Source organism: Marinomonas algae, from assembly GCF_047525555.1.
Taxonomy (GTDB): Bacteria; Pseudomonadota; Gammaproteobacteria; order Pseudomonadales; family Marinomonadaceae; genus Marinomonas.
Genome location: NZ_JBLIXK010000006.1, coordinates 79298 through 98371, shown reverse-complemented (window position 1 = coordinate 98371; position 19074 = coordinate 79298). Strand labels below are relative to the sequence as shown.

Below are 19074 nucleotides of genomic sequence, written 5' to 3'. Positions count from 1 at the left end.
TGACTTTTCGACATCTAAGATATCGATCTCCAACCTGTGTCATCCCTTGATTAGCGGTTTTTGTACGAACAATTAGATTTAGTTACTCTGTGTTTGTCTATTGAGACGACTCTAATCTGGCCGCGTCTTTCAGAGCATTAACATTAGCTACTAATGATAGCTGATGTTTAGAAGTCATGATTTTATTCATAAAAAGGCAAATCATATAAAGACTTCATAATTCTATGATTTGCCTATTTTATAGAAAAAAAGAACGAAAGACTTATTAAGCGCCATAACAATTTCGAATAGGTGACATTTAGTGGAATTATTCCGATTTAGCAATATTGTCATTTTCCTGAATGATGCGGACGATTCTAAAACCCCAATTACTGGCTTTTAGATCTGGCTCAGCACGGTATCTTGTTGCACTTCTTCCCACTCTAGGAATGTCGAACCAAGAGCCACCTTTAATAACACGTGTGTCACATTGATTGGCTAACCAGACTTGGTTTTTGGTTGGAGCGCCTTCGTAGCTGTCGTGATAACAGTCTTCAACCCACTCAGCCACATTGCCGTGCATGTCGAACAAACCTAATGGATTGCTGGCTTGGCTGCCTACTGGGCCTGTTGAAATACCGTCCCATTGGCTGCCACAACTGTCACAAACACTGTATCCGGCTCTTACCGTATTGCCGTACCAAAAGGCGGTGTTGGAATCGGCTCTTGCTGAATATTCCCATTCAATCTCGGTAGGCAAGCGATATTCAGCATTGGTTTGGTTCGAGAGCCAAGCAGTATAAGCTTTTGCGTCATACCAGCTGACGTTGATAACAGGGCGTTGGCCACGCCCCCAACCATTGTCTGGCGGTAAATCTCGACCAGTTTCTTTGGCAAACTTATCGTATTGGTCGAAAGTGACTTCATATTTACTGATATAAAAGCCATTAGGAATTTCCACTTCATGAACGGGCTTTTCATTGTCGTCGCCCATTCGGTTCTGATCGCCCATTAAAAAGGTTGAAGGTGGGATTTTCTCGATTTTAGGGGCTGTGCCACCTGAGATGAGTGGCTCTTCTAAAATTTGAGGAAGTGCTTCAAAAGTAGGTTCTTCTGTTTCTTCTACTTTGATTACTACAGGTGCTTCTTCTACGACTTCTTCAGAGTTTGGCCACAAAACCGCCGCTGCGATGGCGCTTGAGATAAGAACTGTGCTGGCAATAATAATTTTAGACTGGTTTCTGCGAACATAGCCTTTTACTGCTTTTTTTGCAGGTGAGTAGCTGCCGCTTTGTGGTTTGTATAAGTCAGCACGAATCATTCGAATGACTTCAATTAAGGATTTGGGTCTGTGTTGTACACCTTCACGGCTCCAATCTAATAGACGATTCCAAACGGCGTCGCTTAATAATGGGTGCGAGTCTGGTAAGCTGGTGGAGAAATCTTTATCCAATATAGATTCACCCAGCAATGTCGCCATAAGCAGCTTCATAAAAGCAAAACGATCGGACGCAATGGTGCGCTGCTGTTTGGTTTTTAAATATTCTGGTGGGAAAAGGCGAGGGTCCATTTCATCTTCACCAATTCGATCCATCCAGTTATGAGCACCAAAGCCAGTCATTAACCCTAAGCCATTAACAACGTGTATTGAGCTTAAATCTAGGTGCCCGTGAAAAAGGTTGTTTTGATGGATTTGGTCTAAGGCTTTGGCAATGTTGTCAAATAAGCTAATGACCACATTTAATGGCGCGCCGTCAGGGTATTTTCCTAAGAAACTGTATAAATTTTCGCCACCACAAACAGCAGAGCATGAAAATACCCAAAGATTCGAATAGAAGGGCGGATAGTTTGGTGTAACGGCTGAATGCTTAACCGTCGCATACTTTCGAGCGTTTTGTAGGAAAGTATCGACTTTGCCTTTATTTGGCTGAAAAAAACGTAACACAAAAGGACGACCGCCTTGATCCGCGACCCAAGTGCTTTTTTTCTCGTCCATTGGGTAGTTTAAAATGTAGGGATCGAGTTCGACACCGACCTGTTGGCCAATTTTTAGTTTGGTATGGTCATAAAAATCATTCATTACGAATTTAATATCCAAATCAAGACGTTGCTGCCTAAGAGTTCATTAGGGAGTATAATCACGTTTTTTAACATAAAAAGGTAGAGTAATGTTATCAGCGTATCCAGAGCTTGTTGAGTTTCTTCCGTGTGAATCACCGAAAACATGGGTGAATTGGGCTCTTGAGAATCAAACCTTGTTATTAATTGACCATGCTCACTGCGAGAAAAAAGCAGCGAGCACTGCAATGAGTCTAATGTATCGTTACGTTGATAGGGATAATTTGTTGCATAAAATGTCTCGTTTGGCCCGTGAAGAGCTTCTGCATTTTGAACAAGTTCACAAAATCATGCGTAAACGTGATGTAGCTTATGAGCATTTAACGGCTTCGCGTTATGCAGACGGCCTGCGTAAACACATCCGAACTCACGAACCAGCACGTCTTGTAGATACCATGATTATAGGAGCTTTTGTGGAAGCTCGCTCTTGTGAGCGCTTTGCTGCTCTTGCACCACATTTGGATGAAGAATTGTCTAAGTTCTATATTTCTTTGTTGAAATCGGAAGCAAGACACTTTGAAGATTACCTAACGCTTGCTCAAGAATACGCGAATGAACCAATTGATGATCGTGTGGCTTTTTTCAGAGAACTAGAAGAAAAGCTAATTACAGAACCAGATACCGAGTTCCGTATGCACAGTGGGCCACCAAAAGCCGCTTAATCTGCAAAATGTTGAGAAGGGTAAATTTTTCTGTGAATTTTTAGCATGCTGCTAAACTCATAATATGTAACAGTCATTCTGGAGGGTATTATGGGAACACAGAAAAGCGAAACACTGCCGGATGTAACCTATTGGCTTCTTTTAGAAATAATGAAGGTTAATCCGGTTGTCGATATCAATGCAATGTACAAAGGTTCGTTAGAACTGGACTTTTTGTATCAGGTGTTGACTGCCAAAGCCAACCTCCACTGGCGCAAAACCTACGGTGTTCAGTTGCCACCAATGATTATGAACAGTGCGTTTTTTCGTGCTATGACCATGGTTCACAATCGCAACATTGAATTTGAACGATCTAGAAACTCTACTGAAACTGAGTGGGTTAAAGATCTGTTAAAGCGCTAAGCTTTTTAGCACAGAAAATCTCATATAAAAATGCCAGCAAAAGCTGGCATTTCATTTCGGACTACTCATCTTTTTTACACTTTGAAGGCTTTAGTAAAGCGCTTCTTCATGACTCGTCTGAAGTGATTTCAAACCATCTTTGTTGAAGTCTTCTGCGGTCGCTTTAGATTGAGAGTAGTGATTCCCTTCGATGCTTGCCAAATAAACGTTGTTATCCCAATCACCTAATACACAGCGTAGTGTGTTTTCAGTGTAGTGTGTACTTGGGCGATGCGTATGACCGTGAATCAGGCTTTTACAATGATGGGCATCAAGTGAGCTTTGGACGGCGGCTTCGGTGACATCCATAATCGACATAGATTTTTCCGATGCCATGGATTGGCTATCGTTACGCAGCTGAGCTGCAAGGGCAATTCGCTGCTCTAGCGGTAAAGCCAGTATTTGAGTTTGCCAAGCGCTTGAACGTACTGTGTGTCTGAACTTCTGATATTCCACATCTTCTAGGCAATATTCATCGCCATGAGTAAGAAGTACAGAGCCTTTTTCCAGCGGTAATAACGTTTGCTCTTGTATAAGTGTGGCACCTACACGAGTTAACCATGCATCACCAATCAAGAAGTCTCTATTGCCATGTAGGAAATACAGATTGATACCGGATTGAGAAAGGTTAAGTAGGGCATTTTCTATGCTGGTGTTCCAATCTGCTTGAAAGTCATCACCGATCCAGGCTTCGTAAAAATCGCCAAGAATATATAGCTCAGCTTTTTCGTTTCGAGCGGTGAGTTCTTCCATCATTAGAACAAACGCCCGGATAAGATCCGGGCGTTTGTCACTAAGATGAAGATCTGAAATAAAATAACGAATCATTATTTTACGAGTTCAGCACTTTCGATAATCACATCTTCCACTGGAACGTCTTGGTGTCCAGCTTTCATTGTTGTTTTCACTTCTTTGATTTTATTAACAACGTCCATTCCCGCTGTTACTTTACCAAAGACAGCGTAGCCCCAACCTTGAGATGTTTTTGCTGTGTGGTTTAGGAAAGCGTTGTCTGCAACGTTGATGAAGAATTGTGCAGAAGCAGAATGTGGGTCCATTGTGCGAGCCATCGCCAATGTGCCTACTTCATTTTTTAGACCGTTGTCCGCTTCGTTTTCAATGCTTGTGCGTGTTTCTTTTTGCGTCATTCCTGCTTCAAAACCACCACCTTGAATCATGAAGTTATTAATGACACGGTGGAAGATTACGCCATCATAAAAGCCAGCAGTAACGTATTCTTCAAAGTTTTTCGCAGTTTTTGGTGCTTTTTCGTAATCTAGTTCTACGTGAATGTCGCCGTGGTTAGTATGTAAAATGATCATTGCATATTCCTTGTTCTAAAAATGGCTAAATGTATTAATGGTTGTCTAATTAATGTTGCGTATTTTATGTGTTTGTAAGCAAAGACGCCACAGTGGATGAGATAAAGCCTAATCTAAAGGCGCTTATGCCTCATAATCCAATGGATCGGCGGTGTTCTGTTCAGCGAAAGCTTCTAGACGTTCATAACATGCACCACATTTGCCACAGGATTTTTCTCGCCCGTTATAGCAAGTCCATGTTTTGCCATAGTCTAGTTGCATATCTAACCCTGCTTTTAGGATTTCTCCTTTAGAAGCGTGTAAGAAAGGTGTGACAATTTCGACCGATTGGTAATTGGCAATTTTCGAGACGGCATTCATTGCTTCAACAAATTCAGGGCGGCAGTCAGGGTAAATGTGATGGTCGCCAGAATGAGCGCCATAATACACTTTACCTGCTTCCAAAGAGACGGCATAAGCAATCGCCATAGACAATAAAACCATGTTGCGATTGGGCACAACCGTTGACTTCATGTTCTCGTCTTCATAGTGGCCTTCTGGAATTTCTGCGTCACCTGTTAAGGAAGAATTCGACATTAAGCTGTTGATGGCAGTGATATCGACTACTTTATGGGAGATACTTAACTCCTTGCACACTAATGCGGCGACTTCTAATTCTTTGCTGTGCTTTTGGCCATAGTTAAAGGATAAAGCGTAAACGTCTAATCCACTTTGGATTGCGGTATTCAAAACAGTAAAAGAGTCCATTCCACCTGAATACACCACGACGGCTTTTTCTGACATGTTTATTTCCCCATGATGGCGTTTATTTGATGTGCGCCTAAATAGAGTAGCGCTGGTGGTGCGGAAGTATAACAGACCTTATGTTTTATCAAATCAATCAATGACGCTTTGAATAAGAAGTGTGTTTTGAAATGAAGGGAAGAGCATTGTAATGAGATCAAATGTAAGATAAATTAAATGTGCGTAACCAGTTACGCACATTTAATTTATCTGTTTTGGAATCAAAGTAATGCAGCAATTTGGTGTGCTGACGCTTGGGAGTCGGCTTAAGCGTTTAAGTGATTATTTGTTTGCGGAAGTGCAAGAAATTTATTTGCAATGTGATGTGCCGATTTCATCTACCTATTTTCCTATTCTTAGGCTCTTGCATGGCACAGGTGGTTTGTCCGTGATGGAAATTGCGGAGAGTTTGCACCTAAGTCATCCGGCTGTTAGCAAGCAAACGGTGAAAATGCTGAAGGAAAATTTGCTTGAGAAAACGACAGACTCGGATGACCAAAGGCGTTCGCTGTTGAGCCTTTCTGAAAAAGGCTTGGATGCTATGAATAAGGTTGAGCCAGTATTGGAAGAAATGAAGGTGGTGATTGAGCAATTCACGGACTTTAGCAGTGATAACTTCATGGCGGGCTTAGCTGTATTAGAAGAAAGGGTTTTGAGCAAGGGTTTGGCAAATAAAGTAATCGACAGACTGTCGCCGTTCAATATTGTTGAGCTTAGTCGTCATCATGAAAAAAGCTTTTATGACCTCAATATGGCTTGGCTGGAGCGATATTTTCCTAGCCAGATTTCAGAACATGATCTGGCGCTTTTAGAGAGTCCTTTAAAATACGCCTCTCAACATGGTGGAAGAGTGTGGGTCGCAACACGAGAAATGAATGAGCAAGATGTGGTGCTCGGCACGATTGTCTTGGTTCCCCATGATGATGGGCAAGCAGGAGAAATTTTGAAATTGTCTGTTGCAGAGCACTGCCAAGGTAAAGGTATTGCTCAGGCTTTGTTGTCTCATGTGATCGATTTTGCACAATCTGTTGGAATGGTGAAGTTAACACTTGAAACGGCTTCTTGCTTAACGGCTGCGAAGCGTCTTTATGATAAGAATGGCTTTGTTGAAATGTCTCCGCCGAAACCTTCTTTGTATGAAAGAGCGGATGTTTACATGGAAAAAATATTAGAGAAAAAGTCGAGAGACTTTGCGGAAAGGAACGAGAATATATGAATACACGACAACACATGCAACGAGGCGCAATGGTTTCCATGCCAATGATTCTCGGTGGTGTTCCTTTTGGTCTTTTGTTTGGCTCATTGGCTTCAAGTTATGGTTTGAGTCCATGGTTTGCTGTCGCTATGTCAGCTATTGTTTTTGCTGGCTCTGCTCAGTTTGTTGCGCTGGGATTGATTGCGATTCATGCGCCGATTTGGGTCATTGTTTCGACTACTTTTATTGTGAATCTTAGACATCTTTTGTATGCCGCTGACATGGTGAAATACGTAAAGCATTTGCCTATGTCTTTGCGTTTTATTATGGGTTTTGGTTTGGTTGATGAAACGTATGCCGCAGTGCGGCCCATGTATCAGATTGGCTCGGTCGATGAAAAAACAGGACATAAAGTGTATTTAGGCTCTTTTGTCGCGTTTTATCTGATGTGGAATACAACAACCATTTTAGGTGTTTTGTCTGGGGAACTGATTCCGGGAATGAGCGAATGGGGGTTGGAGTTTGCGATGGTGGCGACCTTTATTGGCATAATTACCCCGTATTTAAAACACAGTCCTTTTTGGTTTTGTATGTTAACGGCTGGCGTTTCTTCCATTGTGTTGTTTGAGTTACCTAATAACCTTGGTTTGCTGGTGTCTGCTGTGATTGGTGTTGTGGCTGGATATATAGCAGATATAGCCATTGCTTCAGATCAATCGGTTCGCCCTCGTTCGACGACAGATCAAACTGCGCAAGGAGATAAACAATGAGCTTGCTAGAGTCGGTTCTTATTATCTTGGGAATGTTTGTTGTGACCTTTGGTGTGCGATTTGTTTTGTTCGCACGAGCGCACAAGGTGGTTATGCCTGTTTTCGTGGAAAGGGCGCTGAAGTTTGTTCCTGTTGCTGTGTTGACTGCCATTATTACTCCGATGGTTTTTATGACGGAGAGTCAGGTGAATATATCCCTCAATAACCCTTGGCTGGTTGGTGCCTTTGCCGCATTTGCTGTGGGCATTTGGCGACAACATCAATTATTGACCATTTTTGTTGGCGTGGCGGTATTTTTTATTGCGAAATATACGCTTTAGTTTTTCGGCCTAATAATAAAAATTAAGAAAAGAGGCAAAAGATTTAGCGTCTCAATATCCTATGGAAACCTAAATCATATATACTTGTCGGTCAAAGTAATCATTATCGTCAGACGAACATTTATCGGGACTTACATCTAACATGTCAGAAACGTCAAAACCAGGTAACTTCATTACCCAAATCATTGATAAAGATAACGAAGCCGGCAAGCACGGAGGAAAAGTACTTACTCGTTTTCCACCTGAGCCAAACGGCTATTTACATATTGGTCACGCTAAATCCATTTGCCTAAACTTTGGTTTGGCGCAACGTTACAATGGTCAATGTAATCTTCGTTTTGACGACACAAACCCTGAAAAGGAAAGTGTTGAATACATTGAATCTATTAAACGTGATGTTGAGTGGCTTGGCTTTGAATGGAAAGAAGAGCCAAAATTCGCTTCTGACTATTTTGATCAATTATTTGATTTTGCTGTACAGCTTATTCAAGCAGGCAAAGCGTACACTTGTGAACTGAATGCAGAGCAAATGCGTGAATACCGTGGCACCTTGAAAGAGCCAGGGAAAAACAGCCCATACCGCGATCGTAGCGTGGAAGAAAATATGGCTGTATTTATGGATATGAAGGCTGGCAAATACAAAGATGGTGAAGTGGTATTGCGTGCCAAAATTGATATGGCAAGCCCTAACATTAATTTGCGTGATCCTATTATTTATCGTGTGCGCCATGTTCATCACCACCAAACCGGTGATAAATGGTGTGTGTATCCAATGTATGACTTCACTCACGGTTTATCCGATGCTTTAGAGCAAGTGACGCATTCTATTTGTACATTGGAATTCCAAGATCACCGTCCTCTTTATGATTGGATTTTGGAAACGTTGGGAACATTCCACCCTCAACAAATCGAATTTGCTCGTTTGAACCTAAATTACACGGTAACGAGTAAACGTAAATTGAAGCAGCTGGTGGATGAAAACCATGTAAATGGTTGGAATGATCCTCGTATGCCGACCATTTCTGGTTTACGTCGTCGTGGTTACACAGCTAAATCTATCCGTAACTTCTGTGATCGCATTGGCGTGACCAAGTCTGACAGTGTGGTTGATGTTGGTATGTTAGAGCATGCAATTCGTGAAGATTTAGATGCAAATGCGAACCGTGCCATGGTTGTGTTAAATCCAATCAAAGTAACGCTGACAAACTACCCAGAAGATAAAGAAGAAATCTTCACGGTAAATAATCATCCGAAAAACGAAGAAGCGGGCGCGCGTGAAGTGCCATTCAGCAAAAATCTCTACATAGATGCAGCGGATTTTGCTGAAGTTCCTCCACGTAAGTGGAAGCGTTTAACGCTTGAGGGCGCAGTTCGTCTTCGTGGTGGATATGTAATTACTTGTGATGAAGCCATTAAAAACGAAGCGGGTGAAGTGGTTGAGCTACTTTGTCGCTACGATGAAAATACATTGGGTGTGAATCCAGAAGGCTATAAGCCAAAAGGCGTAATTCATTGGGTAAGTGCGAAGCATGCTGTTGATACAAAAGTGAATCTTTACGATCGCTTGTTTGTTAATGAAGCACCAGATGCCAATTACGAAGATAAGAGTTTCTTAGATTTTATTAATCCTGAATCTTTAACCGTGATTACTGCTGCAAAAGCAGAGCCATCATTGGTTGAATCAGAAAAGGGTCAAGGCTTCCAGTTTGAGCGAGAAGGGTACTTCTGTCGTGATTTAGAAGAAGACGGCATGGTATTTAATCGTACGGTAACGTTACGAGATTCTTGGGCAAAAATAGAAGCAAAAGGAAAATAGGCGAATGTTGAAAGTTTACAATACCCTGAGCGGGAAGAAGGAAGAGTTCAAACCCATTGTAGAGGGCAAAGTGAGTATGTATGTCTGTGGTAACACAGTATATGACTTCTGCCATATTGGTCATGCACGGGCGATGATTTCTTTCGATATTATTTCTCGCTTCATTCGTCACCTGGGTTATGAATTGAACTATGTGCGTAACATCACGGATGTTGATGATAAAATCATCAAACGTGCAGAAGAAAACAATGAAACGACTCAATCTTTGACTGAGCGAATGATCGCTGCACAACGAGAAGATGAACTTCGTTTGGGTAATAAAATGCCTGACCGTGAGCCAAAAGCCACCGAATTCATGCAAGAGATCATTGATATGATTCAAACTCTTGTAGAAAAAGGCTTTGCTTATCAGGGTGCGTCTGGTGATGTTTATTACCGTGCAAGCGCCTTTAAAGAATACGGAAAGCTTAATAATCGTAAGCTTGAAGATATGTTGGCAGGCGCACGAATTGATGTAGAAGAAGCGAAAGAGCATCCTGCTGATTTTGTATTGTGGAAACAAACAAAAGAAGGTGAAGTGTTTTGGTCTTCGCCATGGGGAGATGGTCGCCCAGGTTGGCATATTGAATGTTCTGCTATGTCGACAAATTGCCTAGGCAGTCATTTTGATATTCATGGCGGTGGTCCTGATCTTAAGTTCCCTCATCATGAAAATGAAATTGCACAATCCGAAGCTTGCACAGGCGAAAAGTACGTAAATTACTGGATGCACTGTGGCGCTGTTCGTGTGAACAATGAAAAGATGTCTAAGTCCTTAGGTAACTTTTTCACGGTTCGGGATGTCTTGGCGAAGTTTAACCCTGAGGTGGTTCGTTACCTTATGGTGTCTAGCCAGTATCGCAGTGCGATTGATTATTCTGATCAGAGTTTGTTGGAAGCGAAAGTTGCGCTAGAGCGTCTTTATAATGCTTTGCGTGATCAAGAGATTGCCGATACCTATACTCCTAGTGATTTCACAGTTCGCTTTGAAGACGCTATGAGAGATGACTTTAATACGCCTGTTGCGGTTTCTGTTTTGTTTGAATTGGTTCGAGAATTGAACAAGATGAAAACCGAAGATGCTGAAAAGGCGGCTTCTCTTGCTGCTGAATTACGCTTTTTGGCCGAATTGCTTGGTTTGTTGTATCAGGATCCTGAATACTTTTTGCAAAACAGCACAGTGTCAGAAGGCTTGAGTGAAGCAGACATTCAGTCATTAATTGATCAGAGAGCTCAAGCGCGCAAAGACAAAAACTTTGCCCGCAGTGACGAGATTCGTGATGAGCTAGCAAACCAAGGAATTGAGTTACTAGACAGTCGTGAAGGCACAACCTGGACGCGTAGCTAGGTAATAAAAAAGGTGATGCAAGTGCATCACCTTTTTTATTTTGGATAGCTGTTTTGTCTATGTTTAGATGGTTAGTCTTTGCTGACTTTAACGGCTAAGACATCACATGGCGCGCCATGAAGAACGCCATTTGCAGTTGAGCCCAGTAATAAGGCTAAACCGTGGCGGCAGTGGCTTCCAACAATAATGAGATCCACTTGTTTTTCTTCGGCGATGCGGTGAATTTCACTCTCTATACCACCTTGAGTAATGCAGCTTTCTTTAAATGGAATAGGTAATTGAGCTTCCAGAATGGAAATTCGTTCTTTGGCTGTTTCTTGAAGTTGAGATTGGATGTCTGTTATATCAATAGGTACATCGCCACCATACGCGTAGTTAAGTGACTCAATAACGTGAAGCATGATGAGTTCTGCGCCGGTTGCTTGGCACAACGCAACCGCCTTGTTGGCGACTTTGATACTTTCATCTGTTAGATCGACAGCGAGTAGAATTCTGTTATACATCATAGAAAACCTCCAAATTTACAAGATACTATTAATTTTAGTTTAAAACCTGAGAAAAACATTATTTATGACTGCTTTTATCGTTATCTTCATTACCTTGTCTTTAATGGGTTCGGCGCTGTGGGTTCTGCCTTCTAAAAAAGAGCGGCATCGTATGGATTTACGTATGCAGGCTCGAAAACTTGGTCTTGTTGTTCAGCTTACATCAATTGAATTGCCAGACAAGTGGGATAAATCAAAGGAAAGGTATAAAGTTGTTGCTTATTCGTTTTATCGTGTAAAGGCGTTAACTTCTTTGCCTGAGGTTATTTGGCTGTTGCCTTATGAGGTCTGGAAGTATCAGGCTGTTGGTGATGGCTGGTGGTCGAGTGACAGCATACCTCTCTCAGATTCGTCGATTAAGACGTTAGAAAAATATGGCGCAATATTAAAGGCAATTGAAATTACGCCAGAGTCTGTTTCACTTTATTGGAATGAGGCTGCGGATGAGCAGGAATTAGAGGAGCTCGCTAAGATGATTTTCTCATTGACTGAAATTTCCTCTGTTCTAAATAAATAAGTTTTTAACGTTATGCTTTTTAAAGCTCTTGTGTGCTTGTTTTGTTGTGATCAATGTTTTGGATCAAGTCACCAAGTGCTTCTTCTGGGTTGTCGCTGTTTTTAATGGCTTCAATCTGTGGAGAAAGAATGGCCTTCATGCGGTCTGTGACAAAAGTGTTTAATATTTTCTTCTCTGGTCGTTCCACTGTGTCTGATTTGATATGTGAAAGAATAACGCCATAAAGAGTTTGTGCTACGCGCATATCGCCATCATCAAAGTTTTTGTTGGCTTGAACGAGCTGACGATTTAATTGAAGCCATAGGTTTAACCATCTTAGATAATCGTAGCAAGCTTGATAATGAGCGTTGCTGATTCTGCCCTTCCTGCGTAGATAAAGTAGTAACTTAGCAAGTTTGGTTAAGCGCTCTTTATAATTACTCTTTTCTTGAAAATTTAGTATTTCTGGTTCAGGGTTAAACTCAATGGCATCACTGTTTTGTCCTTCTTCTGCTTTGGCAATGCGGATTTCTGTTTTTTCTGGGTCGTCAGAATACTGTAGAAGCTCGCGGAGTGTGTCTAGATAAAAGTCATAAAGAACATCCGTTGCTATGGTATCTGTGTTAATGTCCTTGATGCCTCGGATGTGTTGTTCAATGCGATCGGCTCTATTTGATAGATGTAATTGCTTTACTCGGCGTGCCGTTATCTCTTTTTCTTTCTGATGTGCGCGTGATCCAATGATCACAGATAAGATGACTATGATGATTAAAAAGGCAATTGTTAAAATTTGAAGCGTAGCCATGATTGTCCTTAAGCAATGAATTCAGTATGTTAAATAAGAAATACTAAGTTCAGCAAGATATAATATGAGAAACAATACAGGGATCGCTTGTCATATAAAAGGTGTTTGCTTAATATCAGCGCCCCAAGAGATTAAACTTCGTGCAATGTGGATTTGCAGACCTAATTTATAAAAGGCTTACACAGTTCAATGGGAAAATCACTGGTTATCGTGGAATCGCCAGCTAAGGCGAAAACCATAAACAAATATCTGGGCAATGACTTTATTGTTAAATCGAGTGTAGGACACATTCGAGACCTGCCAACAGGTACTACTTCCTCATCAACGCCTCAGGAGCGTGCGAAGCAGGCTGCGTTGACGCGTAAAATGAGCCCAGAGGAAAAGATTGCATACAAAAGTGCTAAATCTAGAAAGCAGTTGATTGCCAGAATGGGGGTTGATCCAGAAAATAATTGGAAAGCCCATTATGAAGTTCTTCCTGGCAAGGAAAAGGTTGTCGATGAATTAAAGCGCTTAGCCAAAAATGCTGACACCATCTATCTCGCGACCGATTTGGATAGAGAGGGTGAGGCGATTGCTTGGCATTTGCGTGAAGCCATTGGTGGTGATGATAGTCGCTATAAGCGAGTGGTCTTCAACGAAATTACCAAAAAAGCCATTACAGCGGCTTTTGATACGCCTTCCGAATTGGATTTGAACCGTGTTAACGCTCAACAAGCTCGTCGATTCTTGGATCGCGTTGTTGGTTTCATGGTGTCTCCTTTGTTATGGGCGAAAGTGGCTCGTGGTTTGTCTGCTGGTCGAGTTCAATCTGTTGCAGTTCGTTTGATCGTTGAGCGAGAAAAAGAAATTCGAGCTTTTATTCCTGATGAATTTTGGGAATTGGATGCGATGTTGGCAACACCTTCGAAAGAAGTGATCAAGTTTGAAGCGACCAAATACCAGAATAAAGAATATCGCCCTGTTAATCAGGCTCAATCTGATGAGCATGTTGGTCGTTTAGAAAAAGCTAAATACCTAGTTAGTAGCCGAGAAGATAAACCGACGACGAGTAAACCGTCTGCACCATTTATCACCTCAACACTTCAGCAGGCTGCCAGCACGCGTTTAGGTTACGGCGTTAAGAAGACTATGATGTTGGCCCAAAGGCTTTATGAAGCGGGTTACATCACTTATATGCGTACAGACTCGACAAACTTAAGTGCCGACGCGGTTGAAGCATTAAGAGGTTATATCTCAACTCATTTTGGCGAAGCTTATTTGCCAGCAGAACCTATTCGTTACAGCAGCAAAGAAGGGGCGCAAGAAGCCCATGAAGCGATTCGACCTTCTGATGTGAATGTACGAGTGGATGACTTGCTCGGTATGGAGAAAGACTCTCATCGTTTATATGACTTAATTCGCAGTCAATTTATGGCGTGTCAAATGACACCTGCAGAGTACACTTCGACCACAATTACAGTCACCAGTGGCGAATACGAGTTTAAAGCCAAAGGCCGAATTTTACGCTTTGATGGTTACACTCGTGCGATGCAAACCGTTGTTAAAAAAGGTGAAGATAATATCCTGCCTGATGTGGGTAAAGGTGAATATCTTGATCTAAAAGAGCTTTTGCCAGAGCAGCACTTCACTAAGCCAATTGCGCGTTTCAGCGAAGCTAGTTTGGTAAAAGAGCTTGAAAAACGTGGTATTGGCCGACCTTCTACATACGCATCTATTATTTCGACAATTCAAGATCGTGGGTATGTTCGTGTAGAAAATCGTCGTTTTTACGCTGAAAAAATGGGTGATATCGTTACCGAGCGTCTAGTGGATAGCTTTAGTTCATTGATGAATTTCAGTTTTACTGCGCAAATGGAAGAGCAACTCGACGATATTGCAGAAGGTCATAAAGACTGGATTAAAACCCTTAACGCATTTTATAAAGATTTTAGTGGTGTGTTGGCAAAAGCAGAGTCGCCTGAAGGCGGTATGATGCTAAACGAGCCAACGCCGACGGATGTTGAGTGTCCTACTTGTTCTCGTCCTATGCAAATCCGTACAGCCAGCACAGGCGTATTTATGTCTTGTTCTGGTTACGCTTTACCACCAAAAGAGCGCTGTAAGGCAACGATTAACCTAGTTCGTGGTGATGAAGCGGTTGCCGTTGACGACGAAGAAGGTGAATCTAAAGCACTTATTAATAAGCATCGTTGTAAGATTTGTGGCTCTGCAATGGACAGCTATTTGATGGATGAAAAACGCAAGCTTCATGTTTGTGGTAACAATCCATCTTGTTCTGGTTATGAAGTAGAGAAAGGCACATTCAAAATTAAAGGTTACGACGGCCCTGTCATTGAGTGTGATAAGTGTTCCGCTGACATGCAGCTTAAGACAGGTCGATTTGGTAAGTACTTTGGTTGTACCAATGAAGACTGCAAAAACACTCGTAAGCTCTTGAAGAGTGGTGAAGCCGCGCCGCCGAAAATGGATCCTGTGCCAATGCCAGATTTGGCTTGTGTCAAAGTGGAAGACCATTACATATTGCGTGATGGCGCGACTGGTTTATTTCTTGCGGCAAGTCAGTTTCCTCGAAAACGAGAAACGCGTGCGCCATTGGTGAAAGAGTTGCTACCGTACATGGATCAAATTGATCCTAAATACCACTTCTTTGCGAAAGCGCCTGTCGCTGACTCAGAAGGTCGACCAACCATTATTCGTTATAGCCGTAAAACCAAAGAGCAATATGTTATGACGGAAGAAGAAGGGAAACCGACTGGCTGGAAAGCCTTTTATGTTGGCTCTAAATGGGTCATCGAGGAAGGCAAAAAGAAATGAGTGGTGTTAGCTTAGCAAGTTTAACCAATCAGAAAATTGATACAGCAAAACGTTTTATTCAGCAAAGCCAAGATATGGATGAGAAGTGGTTGAGTGTTGGGCTAGAAAGCTCAGCCATTTTTCAATTGAAAAGTGCATTGAATGGCTTGTTGAAGGAGATTTCAACTGCCTACTCGCTGTCAGGCTCTTTGGATGTTTCTGTGCTTATGAAAGAGGCAGAATCAAAACACATGGTAGTGCCGGCATTGAGTGAATTGGCAGATTTATATTCTCGCAAAGATTCTTGGTGTGCCCAATTAGAGCAAGCTTACCTTGCTCAGTTGGAGTGTCGCGCTGCTGTGTCTGTAATGGGCAGCGATAATCTTATTGGTCGCGGTAACGATGCGGGCGCTTCAGTGGGGTTCTATTTGGCGAATTTAGCTGAGTTGGTTTTGCGTTTTAGAGAAGAGTCATCAGAGTATTGAATATGAAAGAGTCCTACCTAGAAATTGTTGAGCTGGAGAATGGCGATATTGTGCTGAGACCAGCCAGTGAAGATGGTGAGGAAACGACACCGCTAGCAACATTGCAAATATCAGACGACACTCGATCTTATTTGAAGGATCGTTACTTCGAACTGGCAAAGTGTATGTTTCATGCAGGTATTGATTATGTTTATTCAGACGAATCTTTTTTTGATGAAGGTGCTGAATATCTTGAGAATGAAGAATTTCGACCAAAAATTCTGCATTAATTGATCGTTATTTGTTATTTAGAAAAGCGAAGCACATGCTTCGCTTTTCTATTGGTGTGGAAAAACTGTTAAAGGCCTTGTCTTATCACGCCGACAGACAGTCCCTCAATGGCAAAGTCTTCGCTTTCGAGATCAACAATGATGTCATTGTATTCTTCGTTTTCAGGAATCAGGCGAACGATGCTGCCTTTTTGCTCAAAGCGTTTTACTGTTACTTCATCGCCGATGCGTGCAACGACCACTTGGCCATTATGTACCGTACTGGTTTTGTGAACAGCGAGAAGGTCGCCTTCCATTATGCCGATGTTTTTCATGCTAGTTCCTGAGACAGATAGGAAGTAATCCGCCTGAGGTGAAAACATATTAGCTGGAATGTTGACATGAGAGTCAATGTTCTCTTGAGCAAGAATAGGGTAGCCGGCGGCAACTTTTCCAATGATTGGTAAGCCTAAATCTTCTGGCTCGTCATTGGAGGCTTCTTCAATGAGACGAATCCCACGAGAGGCGCCAGATAGCATTTCAATCGCCCCTTTTTTGGATAAGGCTTTTAAATGCTCTTCGGCAGCATTGGGTGATTTAAACCCAAGGCGGCGGGCGATTTCTGCTCTAGTAGGTGGAAACCCCGTTTCATTAATAAATTCACGAATGGTTTCTAGTACGTCAGATTGTCTTTTGGTTAATTTAATCATAAGGAGTCTGGTTGTTTATACAGTAACTGTTATTATATACAGCATTCTTAACTAATCTCAATAATATAAATGCTTTCAGACGAACTAAAAAAACAAATTCAACTCGCATATCGAGCTTCTTTGGATGCGAAGTCCCATAAACCAAGGGCTGGACAGCGCCAAATGATAGGCGCTATCGCTCGTACATTGGGAAATATTAAGCAAGGCTCGGAAGGTGAAAGGCTGGATGAAAAGCATGTTGCTGTTATTGAGGCTGGAACAGGAACCGGTAAAACGCTTTCATATTGTCTTGCCGCCATTCCAATTGCGAAAGCGCGTGGTTTAAAGCTGGTTATTTCAACAGCGACGGTTGCGCTGCAAGAGCAGATTCTCCACAAAGAGCTGCCTGATTTACTTGAGCATACCGAATTGAATTTCAAATATACCTTAGCTAAAGGGCGAGGCCGATATTTGTGTTTGAATAATTTAGAGGGCTTTTTAAGCTCAGAAGAGCAAGCAATTGATGATATGTTTGCAGGGCTTTTTGAGCAGCATTTACAGTCGGATGATGTGAATACCGCTTTATATCAAGAAATGGATGCGGCGTTAGAAGAAGGTGGTTGGGACGGCGATAAAGATAATTGGGAAGGCGTTATTCGTGAGCAAGATTGGCGCCGTTTAACTACAGATCATCAGCAGTGTACGAATCGAAATTGTGCTAATTATTCCGCTTGCCCTTTCTTTAAGGCAAGAGCCGAAATTGAAGTGGCTGATGTAATTGTTGCAAACCATGACTTGGTTTTAGCGGATTTATCTCTTGGTGGTGGTGCGATTTTGTCAGCACCGAAAGAAACAATTTATGTGTTTGATGAAGGTCATCATTTACCAGATAAGGCGATTGGTCATTTCCGTCATGAAGTTAGGTTGCAGCAGAGTATTGCTTGGCTTCGTCAATTGGAAAAGAATCTAGTCAATCTCAAGCAAGAGCTGACAGATGACGTCAGTTTAACTGGCCAGCTTTTACTTAAAATTCCTCAGCAAATACAAAGTATCGTTAACTTTATTCAATATGCTCAACAAGGTTTAGCGCCTTATATTCAGGGTTTAGGGTTGGATCAGGAAAACAATCAGCATCGTTTTGAGTTTGGTTTAATACCAGATGAGCTGCGTCAATTGGCTTACAGTTTACAAACCTCTTATCAGAAGCTTTTTAATAACATCGAAAGCATTCAGGATGAATGTAAGAAAACCAAGCAAAATGAAGGCATGGGAATTACGTCGGAAACAGCAGAAACTTGGCAGCCAATATTGGGTGTGATTTTGGGTAGATTGGAGCAGTCGGTCAGCTTGTGGCGATTGTATTCTACGGTTGATGATCAAAATTATCCGCCTAATGCTCGTTGGTTGGTTTTATCTGGGCAAGGAATGGAGCAGGATGTCGAACTTGGTGGTTCTCCTATTTTGGCGGCAAACACATTGAGGCAGCAACTTTGGGATAAGTGCTTTGGCGCCGTGGTGACTTCTGCCACACTGACAGCACTCAACCAGTTTCATCGTTTTAATATGCGCTCTGGTGTCCCGCGTGAAAGTGAATATTTGCGAGTATTGAGTCCATTTGATTTTCAAGAAAACGGCTTGTTGATTGTTCCCGATATGGAGAATGAGCCAAACCGCGTTGAGCAACATACGGCAGAAATTATCGCTTACTTAAATAAATCCGTGGATATTGAAAAAGGCAGTCTAGTGCTGTTTTCTTCGCGCCGACAAATGGAAGAAGTGTCTTTGTCTCTTTCTGATAAGTTGAAAGAAATTTTACTGATGCAGGGAGAGCAATCTAAGCGGGTTATTCTGGATTCCCATAAATCACGAATTGATGACGGCAAAGGCAGTTTGTTATTCGGCTTAGCCAGTTTTGCTGAAGGTGTTGATTTACCCGGTAATTACTTAACAAGAGTTTATATTGCTAAGATTCCGTTTGCGGTTCCGGATGATCCTGTTGAGGCAACGTTGGCGGAATGGATTCAAAAGCGTGGTGGTAATCCATTTATGGAAATCACCATTCCTGATGCATCTTTGAGGTTGGTTCAAGCAACCGGTCGTTTATTGAGAAATGAAAAAGACTCTGGTGAAATCCATATATTGGATAAGCGCTTAAAGACAAAGCGTTATGGGTCTCAATTAATCAGCAGTTTGCCGCCTTATCGATATCAATAAACA

General features: G+C 42.0%; 19 protein-coding genes. 12 read left to right on the top strand and 7 right to left on the bottom strand.

From position 1 onward, the window contains the following. Positions 1 to 307 precede the first annotated feature (307 nt). Positions 308 to 2059: an SUMF1/EgtB/PvdO family nonheme iron enzyme gene (locus tag ACMUMQ_RS10220; protein ID WP_414681887.1), complete on the bottom strand. Its 1752-nt coding sequence runs from the start codon at positions 2057 to 2059 to the stop codon at positions 308 to 310. An 88-nt stretch (positions 2060 to 2147) separates the two neighbouring features. Between ACMUMQ_RS10220 and ACMUMQ_RS10215 the strand changes: the two genes are divergently transcribed. Both ACMUMQ_RS10215 and ACMUMQ_RS10210 read left to right on the top strand, forming a co-directional pair. Then, a complete protein-coding gene (locus ACMUMQ_RS10215) occupies positions 2148 to 2759 on the top strand; it encodes a MiaE family protein (RefSeq protein WP_414681886.1) in 612 nt (203 codons plus the stop codon). Between the two features lie 90 nt (positions 2760 to 2849). Further along, the gene (locus ACMUMQ_RS10210) at positions 2850 to 3161 is read left to right on the top strand and encodes a hypothetical protein (protein ID WP_414681885.1); all 312 of its coding nucleotides are present in this window, start codon (positions 2850 to 2852) and stop codon (positions 3159 to 3161) included. Positions 3162 to 3251: 90 nt separating this feature from the next. Here the strand turns inward: ACMUMQ_RS10210 and ACMUMQ_RS10205 are convergent, their stop codons facing one another. From ACMUMQ_RS10205 to queC, 3 genes are all read right to left on the bottom strand, one after another. Next, the gene (locus tag ACMUMQ_RS10205) at positions 3252 to 4028 is read right to left on the bottom strand and encodes a UDP-2,3-diacylglucosamine diphosphatase (protein WP_414681884.1); all 777 of its coding nucleotides are present in this window, start codon (positions 4026 to 4028) and stop codon (positions 3252 to 3254) included. Continuing rightward, positions 4028 to 4522 (bottom strand): peptidylprolyl isomerase, encoded by a 495-nt coding sequence (locus tag ACMUMQ_RS10200; RefSeq protein WP_414681883.1) that lies wholly within the window; start codon positions 4520 to 4522, stop codon positions 4028 to 4030. The genes ACMUMQ_RS10205 and ACMUMQ_RS10200 overlap by 1 nt, the downstream gene beginning before the upstream one ends. Before the next feature lie 123 nt (positions 4523 to 4645). Next, positions 4646 to 5305, bottom strand: a complete 660-nt coding sequence (gene queC, locus ACMUMQ_RS10195) for a 7-cyano-7-deazaguanine synthase QueC (RefSeq protein WP_414681882.1) — start codon at positions 5303 to 5305, stop codon at positions 4646 to 4648. Between the two features lie 229 nt (positions 5306 to 5534). Between queC and ACMUMQ_RS10190 the strand changes: the two genes are divergently transcribed. From ACMUMQ_RS10190 to cysS, 5 genes are all read left to right on the top strand, one after another. Beyond that, complete coding sequence (locus ACMUMQ_RS10190; RefSeq protein ID WP_414681881.1) at positions 5535 to 6521, top strand: bifunctional helix-turn-helix transcriptional regulator/GNAT family N-acetyltransferase; 987 nt, start codon at positions 5535 to 5537, stop codon at positions 6519 to 6521. Further along, positions 6518 to 7270: an AzlC family ABC transporter permease gene (locus ACMUMQ_RS10185; RefSeq protein WP_414681880.1), complete on the top strand. Its 753-nt coding sequence runs from the start codon at positions 6518 to 6520 to the stop codon at positions 7268 to 7270. The genes ACMUMQ_RS10190 and ACMUMQ_RS10185 overlap by 4 nt, the downstream gene beginning before the upstream one ends. Further along, positions 7267 to 7590, top strand: a complete 324-nt coding sequence (locus tag ACMUMQ_RS10180; protein ID WP_317003703.1) for a branched-chain amino acid transport AzlD family protein — start codon at positions 7267 to 7269, stop codon at positions 7588 to 7590. The genes ACMUMQ_RS10185 and ACMUMQ_RS10180 overlap by 4 nt, the downstream gene beginning before the upstream one ends. A 142-nt stretch (positions 7591 to 7732) precedes the next feature. Then, positions 7733 to 9406 (top strand): glutamine--tRNA ligase/YqeY domain fusion protein, encoded by a 1674-nt coding sequence (locus ACMUMQ_RS10175; RefSeq protein WP_414681878.1) that lies wholly within the window; start codon positions 7733 to 7735, stop codon positions 9404 to 9406. A gap of 4 nt (positions 9407 to 9410) precedes the next feature. Further along, positions 9411 to 10793, top strand: a complete 1383-nt coding sequence (gene cysS, locus ACMUMQ_RS10170) for a cysteine--tRNA ligase (RefSeq protein WP_414681877.1) — start codon at positions 9411 to 9413, stop codon at positions 10791 to 10793. Positions 10794 to 10864: 71 nt separating this feature from the next. Here the strand turns inward: cysS and ACMUMQ_RS10165 are convergent, their stop codons facing one another. Next, positions 10865 to 11299: a universal stress protein gene (locus ACMUMQ_RS10165; RefSeq protein WP_414681876.1), complete on the bottom strand. Its 435-nt coding sequence runs from the start codon at positions 11297 to 11299 to the stop codon at positions 10865 to 10867. 64 nt (positions 11300 to 11363) lie between these two features. Here ACMUMQ_RS10165 and ACMUMQ_RS10160 point away from each other — a divergent pair, with 64 nt between their 5' ends. Continuing rightward, positions 11364 to 11855, top strand: coding sequence for a hypothetical protein (locus ACMUMQ_RS10160; RefSeq protein ID WP_414681875.1), 492 nt, complete (start codon positions 11364 to 11366; stop codon positions 11853 to 11855). A 19-nt stretch (positions 11856 to 11874) separates the two neighbouring features. Here ACMUMQ_RS10160 and ACMUMQ_RS10155 read toward each other — a convergent pair whose 3' ends face one another. Beyond that, entirely contained in the window at positions 11875 to 12639 is a 765-nt protein-coding gene (locus ACMUMQ_RS10155) for a DNA topoisomerase I (RefSeq protein ID WP_414681874.1), read from the bottom strand. A 189-nt stretch (positions 12640 to 12828) separates the two neighbouring features. On the opposite strand from ACMUMQ_RS10155, the gene topA reads away from it, so the two are divergent. From topA to ACMUMQ_RS10140, 3 genes are read left to right on the top strand one after another with little or no spacing between them, the layout of a single operon-like run. Further along, positions 12829 to 15456, top strand: coding sequence for a type I DNA topoisomerase (gene topA / locus ACMUMQ_RS10150; protein ID WP_414681873.1), 2628 nt, complete (start codon positions 12829 to 12831; stop codon positions 15454 to 15456). Then, positions 15453 to 15920: a DUF6586 family protein gene (locus tag ACMUMQ_RS10145; protein WP_414681871.1), complete on the top strand. Its 468-nt coding sequence runs from the start codon at positions 15453 to 15455 to the stop codon at positions 15918 to 15920. The genes topA and ACMUMQ_RS10145 overlap by 4 nt, the downstream gene beginning before the upstream one ends. Before the next feature lie 2 nt (positions 15921 to 15922). Further along, positions 15923 to 16189 (top strand): hypothetical protein, encoded by a 267-nt coding sequence (locus ACMUMQ_RS10140; RefSeq protein ID WP_414681870.1) that lies wholly within the window; start codon positions 15923 to 15925, stop codon positions 16187 to 16189. Positions 16190 to 16257: 68 nt separating this feature from the next. Here ACMUMQ_RS10140 and lexA read toward each other — a convergent pair whose 3' ends face one another. Beyond that, positions 16258 to 16878 (bottom strand): transcriptional repressor LexA, encoded by a 621-nt coding sequence (gene lexA / locus ACMUMQ_RS10135; protein ID WP_414681869.1) that lies wholly within the window; start codon positions 16876 to 16878, stop codon positions 16258 to 16260. Between the two features lie 69 nt (positions 16879 to 16947). On the opposite strand from lexA, the gene dinG reads away from it, so the two are divergent. After that, positions 16948 to 19071, top strand: coding sequence for an ATP-dependent DNA helicase DinG (dinG, locus tag ACMUMQ_RS10130; RefSeq protein WP_414681868.1), 2124 nt, complete (start codon positions 16948 to 16950; stop codon positions 19069 to 19071). The last annotated feature ends 3 nt before the right edge of the window (positions 19072 to 19074 follow it).

What these genes read in the sequence shown, in the direction of transcription:
- ACMUMQ_RS10200 (WP_414681883.1), bottom strand. Translation starts at nt 4,522, where the DNA reads ATGATCATTTTACATACTAACCACGGCGACATTCACGTAGAACTAGAT.
- ACMUMQ_RS10185 (WP_414681880.1), top strand. Translation starts at nt 6,518, where the DNA reads ATGAATACACGACAACACATGCAACGAGGCGCAATGGTTTCCATGCCA.
- ACMUMQ_RS10145 (WP_414681871.1), top strand. Translation starts at nt 15,453, where the DNA reads ATGAGTGGTGTTAGCTTAGCAAGTTTAACCAATCAGAAAATTGATACA.
- ACMUMQ_RS10175 (WP_414681878.1), top strand. Translation starts at nt 7,733, where the DNA reads ATGTCAGAAACGTCAAAACCAGGTAACTTCATTACCCAAATCATTGAT.
- queC (WP_414681882.1), bottom strand. Translation starts at nt 5,305, where the DNA reads ATGTCAGAAAAAGCCGTCGTGGTGTATTCAGGTGGAATGGACTCTTTT.
- ACMUMQ_RS10210 (WP_414681885.1), top strand. Translation starts at nt 2,850, where the DNA reads ATGGGAACACAGAAAAGCGAAACACTGCCGGATGTAACCTATTGGCTT.
- ACMUMQ_RS10140 (WP_414681870.1), top strand. Translation starts at nt 15,923, where the DNA reads ATGAAAGAGTCCTACCTAGAAATTGTTGAGCTGGAGAATGGCGATATT.
- cysS (WP_414681877.1), top strand. Translation starts at nt 9,411, where the DNA reads ATGTTGAAAGTTTACAATACCCTGAGCGGGAAGAAGGAAGAGTTCAAA.
- ACMUMQ_RS10190 (WP_414681881.1), top strand. Translation starts at nt 5,535, where the DNA reads ATGCAGCAATTTGGTGTGCTGACGCTTGGGAGTCGGCTTAAGCGTTTA.
- ACMUMQ_RS10180 (WP_317003703.1), top strand. Translation starts at nt 7,267, where the DNA reads ATGAGCTTGCTAGAGTCGGTTCTTATTATCTTGGGAATGTTTGTTGTG.
- ACMUMQ_RS10155 (WP_414681874.1), bottom strand. Translation starts at nt 12,639, where the DNA reads ATGGCTACGCTTCAAATTTTAACAATTGCCTTTTTAATCATCATAGTC.
- ACMUMQ_RS10205 (WP_414681884.1), bottom strand. Translation starts at nt 4,028, where the DNA reads ATGATTCGTTATTTTATTTCAGATCTTCATCTTAGTGACAAACGCCCG.
- lexA (WP_414681869.1), bottom strand. Translation starts at nt 16,878, where the DNA reads ATGATTAAATTAACCAAAAGACAATCTGACGTACTAGAAACCATTCGT.
- topA (WP_414681873.1), top strand. Translation starts at nt 12,829, where the DNA reads ATGGGAAAATCACTGGTTATCGTGGAATCGCCAGCTAAGGCGAAAACC.
- ACMUMQ_RS10220 (WP_414681887.1), bottom strand. Translation starts at nt 2,059, where the DNA reads ATGAATGATTTTTATGACCATACCAAACTAAAAATTGGCCAACAGGTC.
- ACMUMQ_RS10165 (WP_414681876.1), bottom strand. Translation starts at nt 11,299, where the DNA reads ATGATGTATAACAGAATTCTACTCGCTGTCGATCTAACAGATGAAAGT.
- dinG (WP_414681868.1), top strand. Translation starts at nt 16,948, where the DNA reads ATGCTTTCAGACGAACTAAAAAAACAAATTCAACTCGCATATCGAGCT.
- ACMUMQ_RS10160 (WP_414681875.1), top strand. Translation starts at nt 11,364, where the DNA reads ATGACTGCTTTTATCGTTATCTTCATTACCTTGTCTTTAATGGGTTCG.
- ACMUMQ_RS10215 (WP_414681886.1), top strand. Translation starts at nt 2,148, where the DNA reads ATGTTATCAGCGTATCCAGAGCTTGTTGAGTTTCTTCCGTGTGAATCA.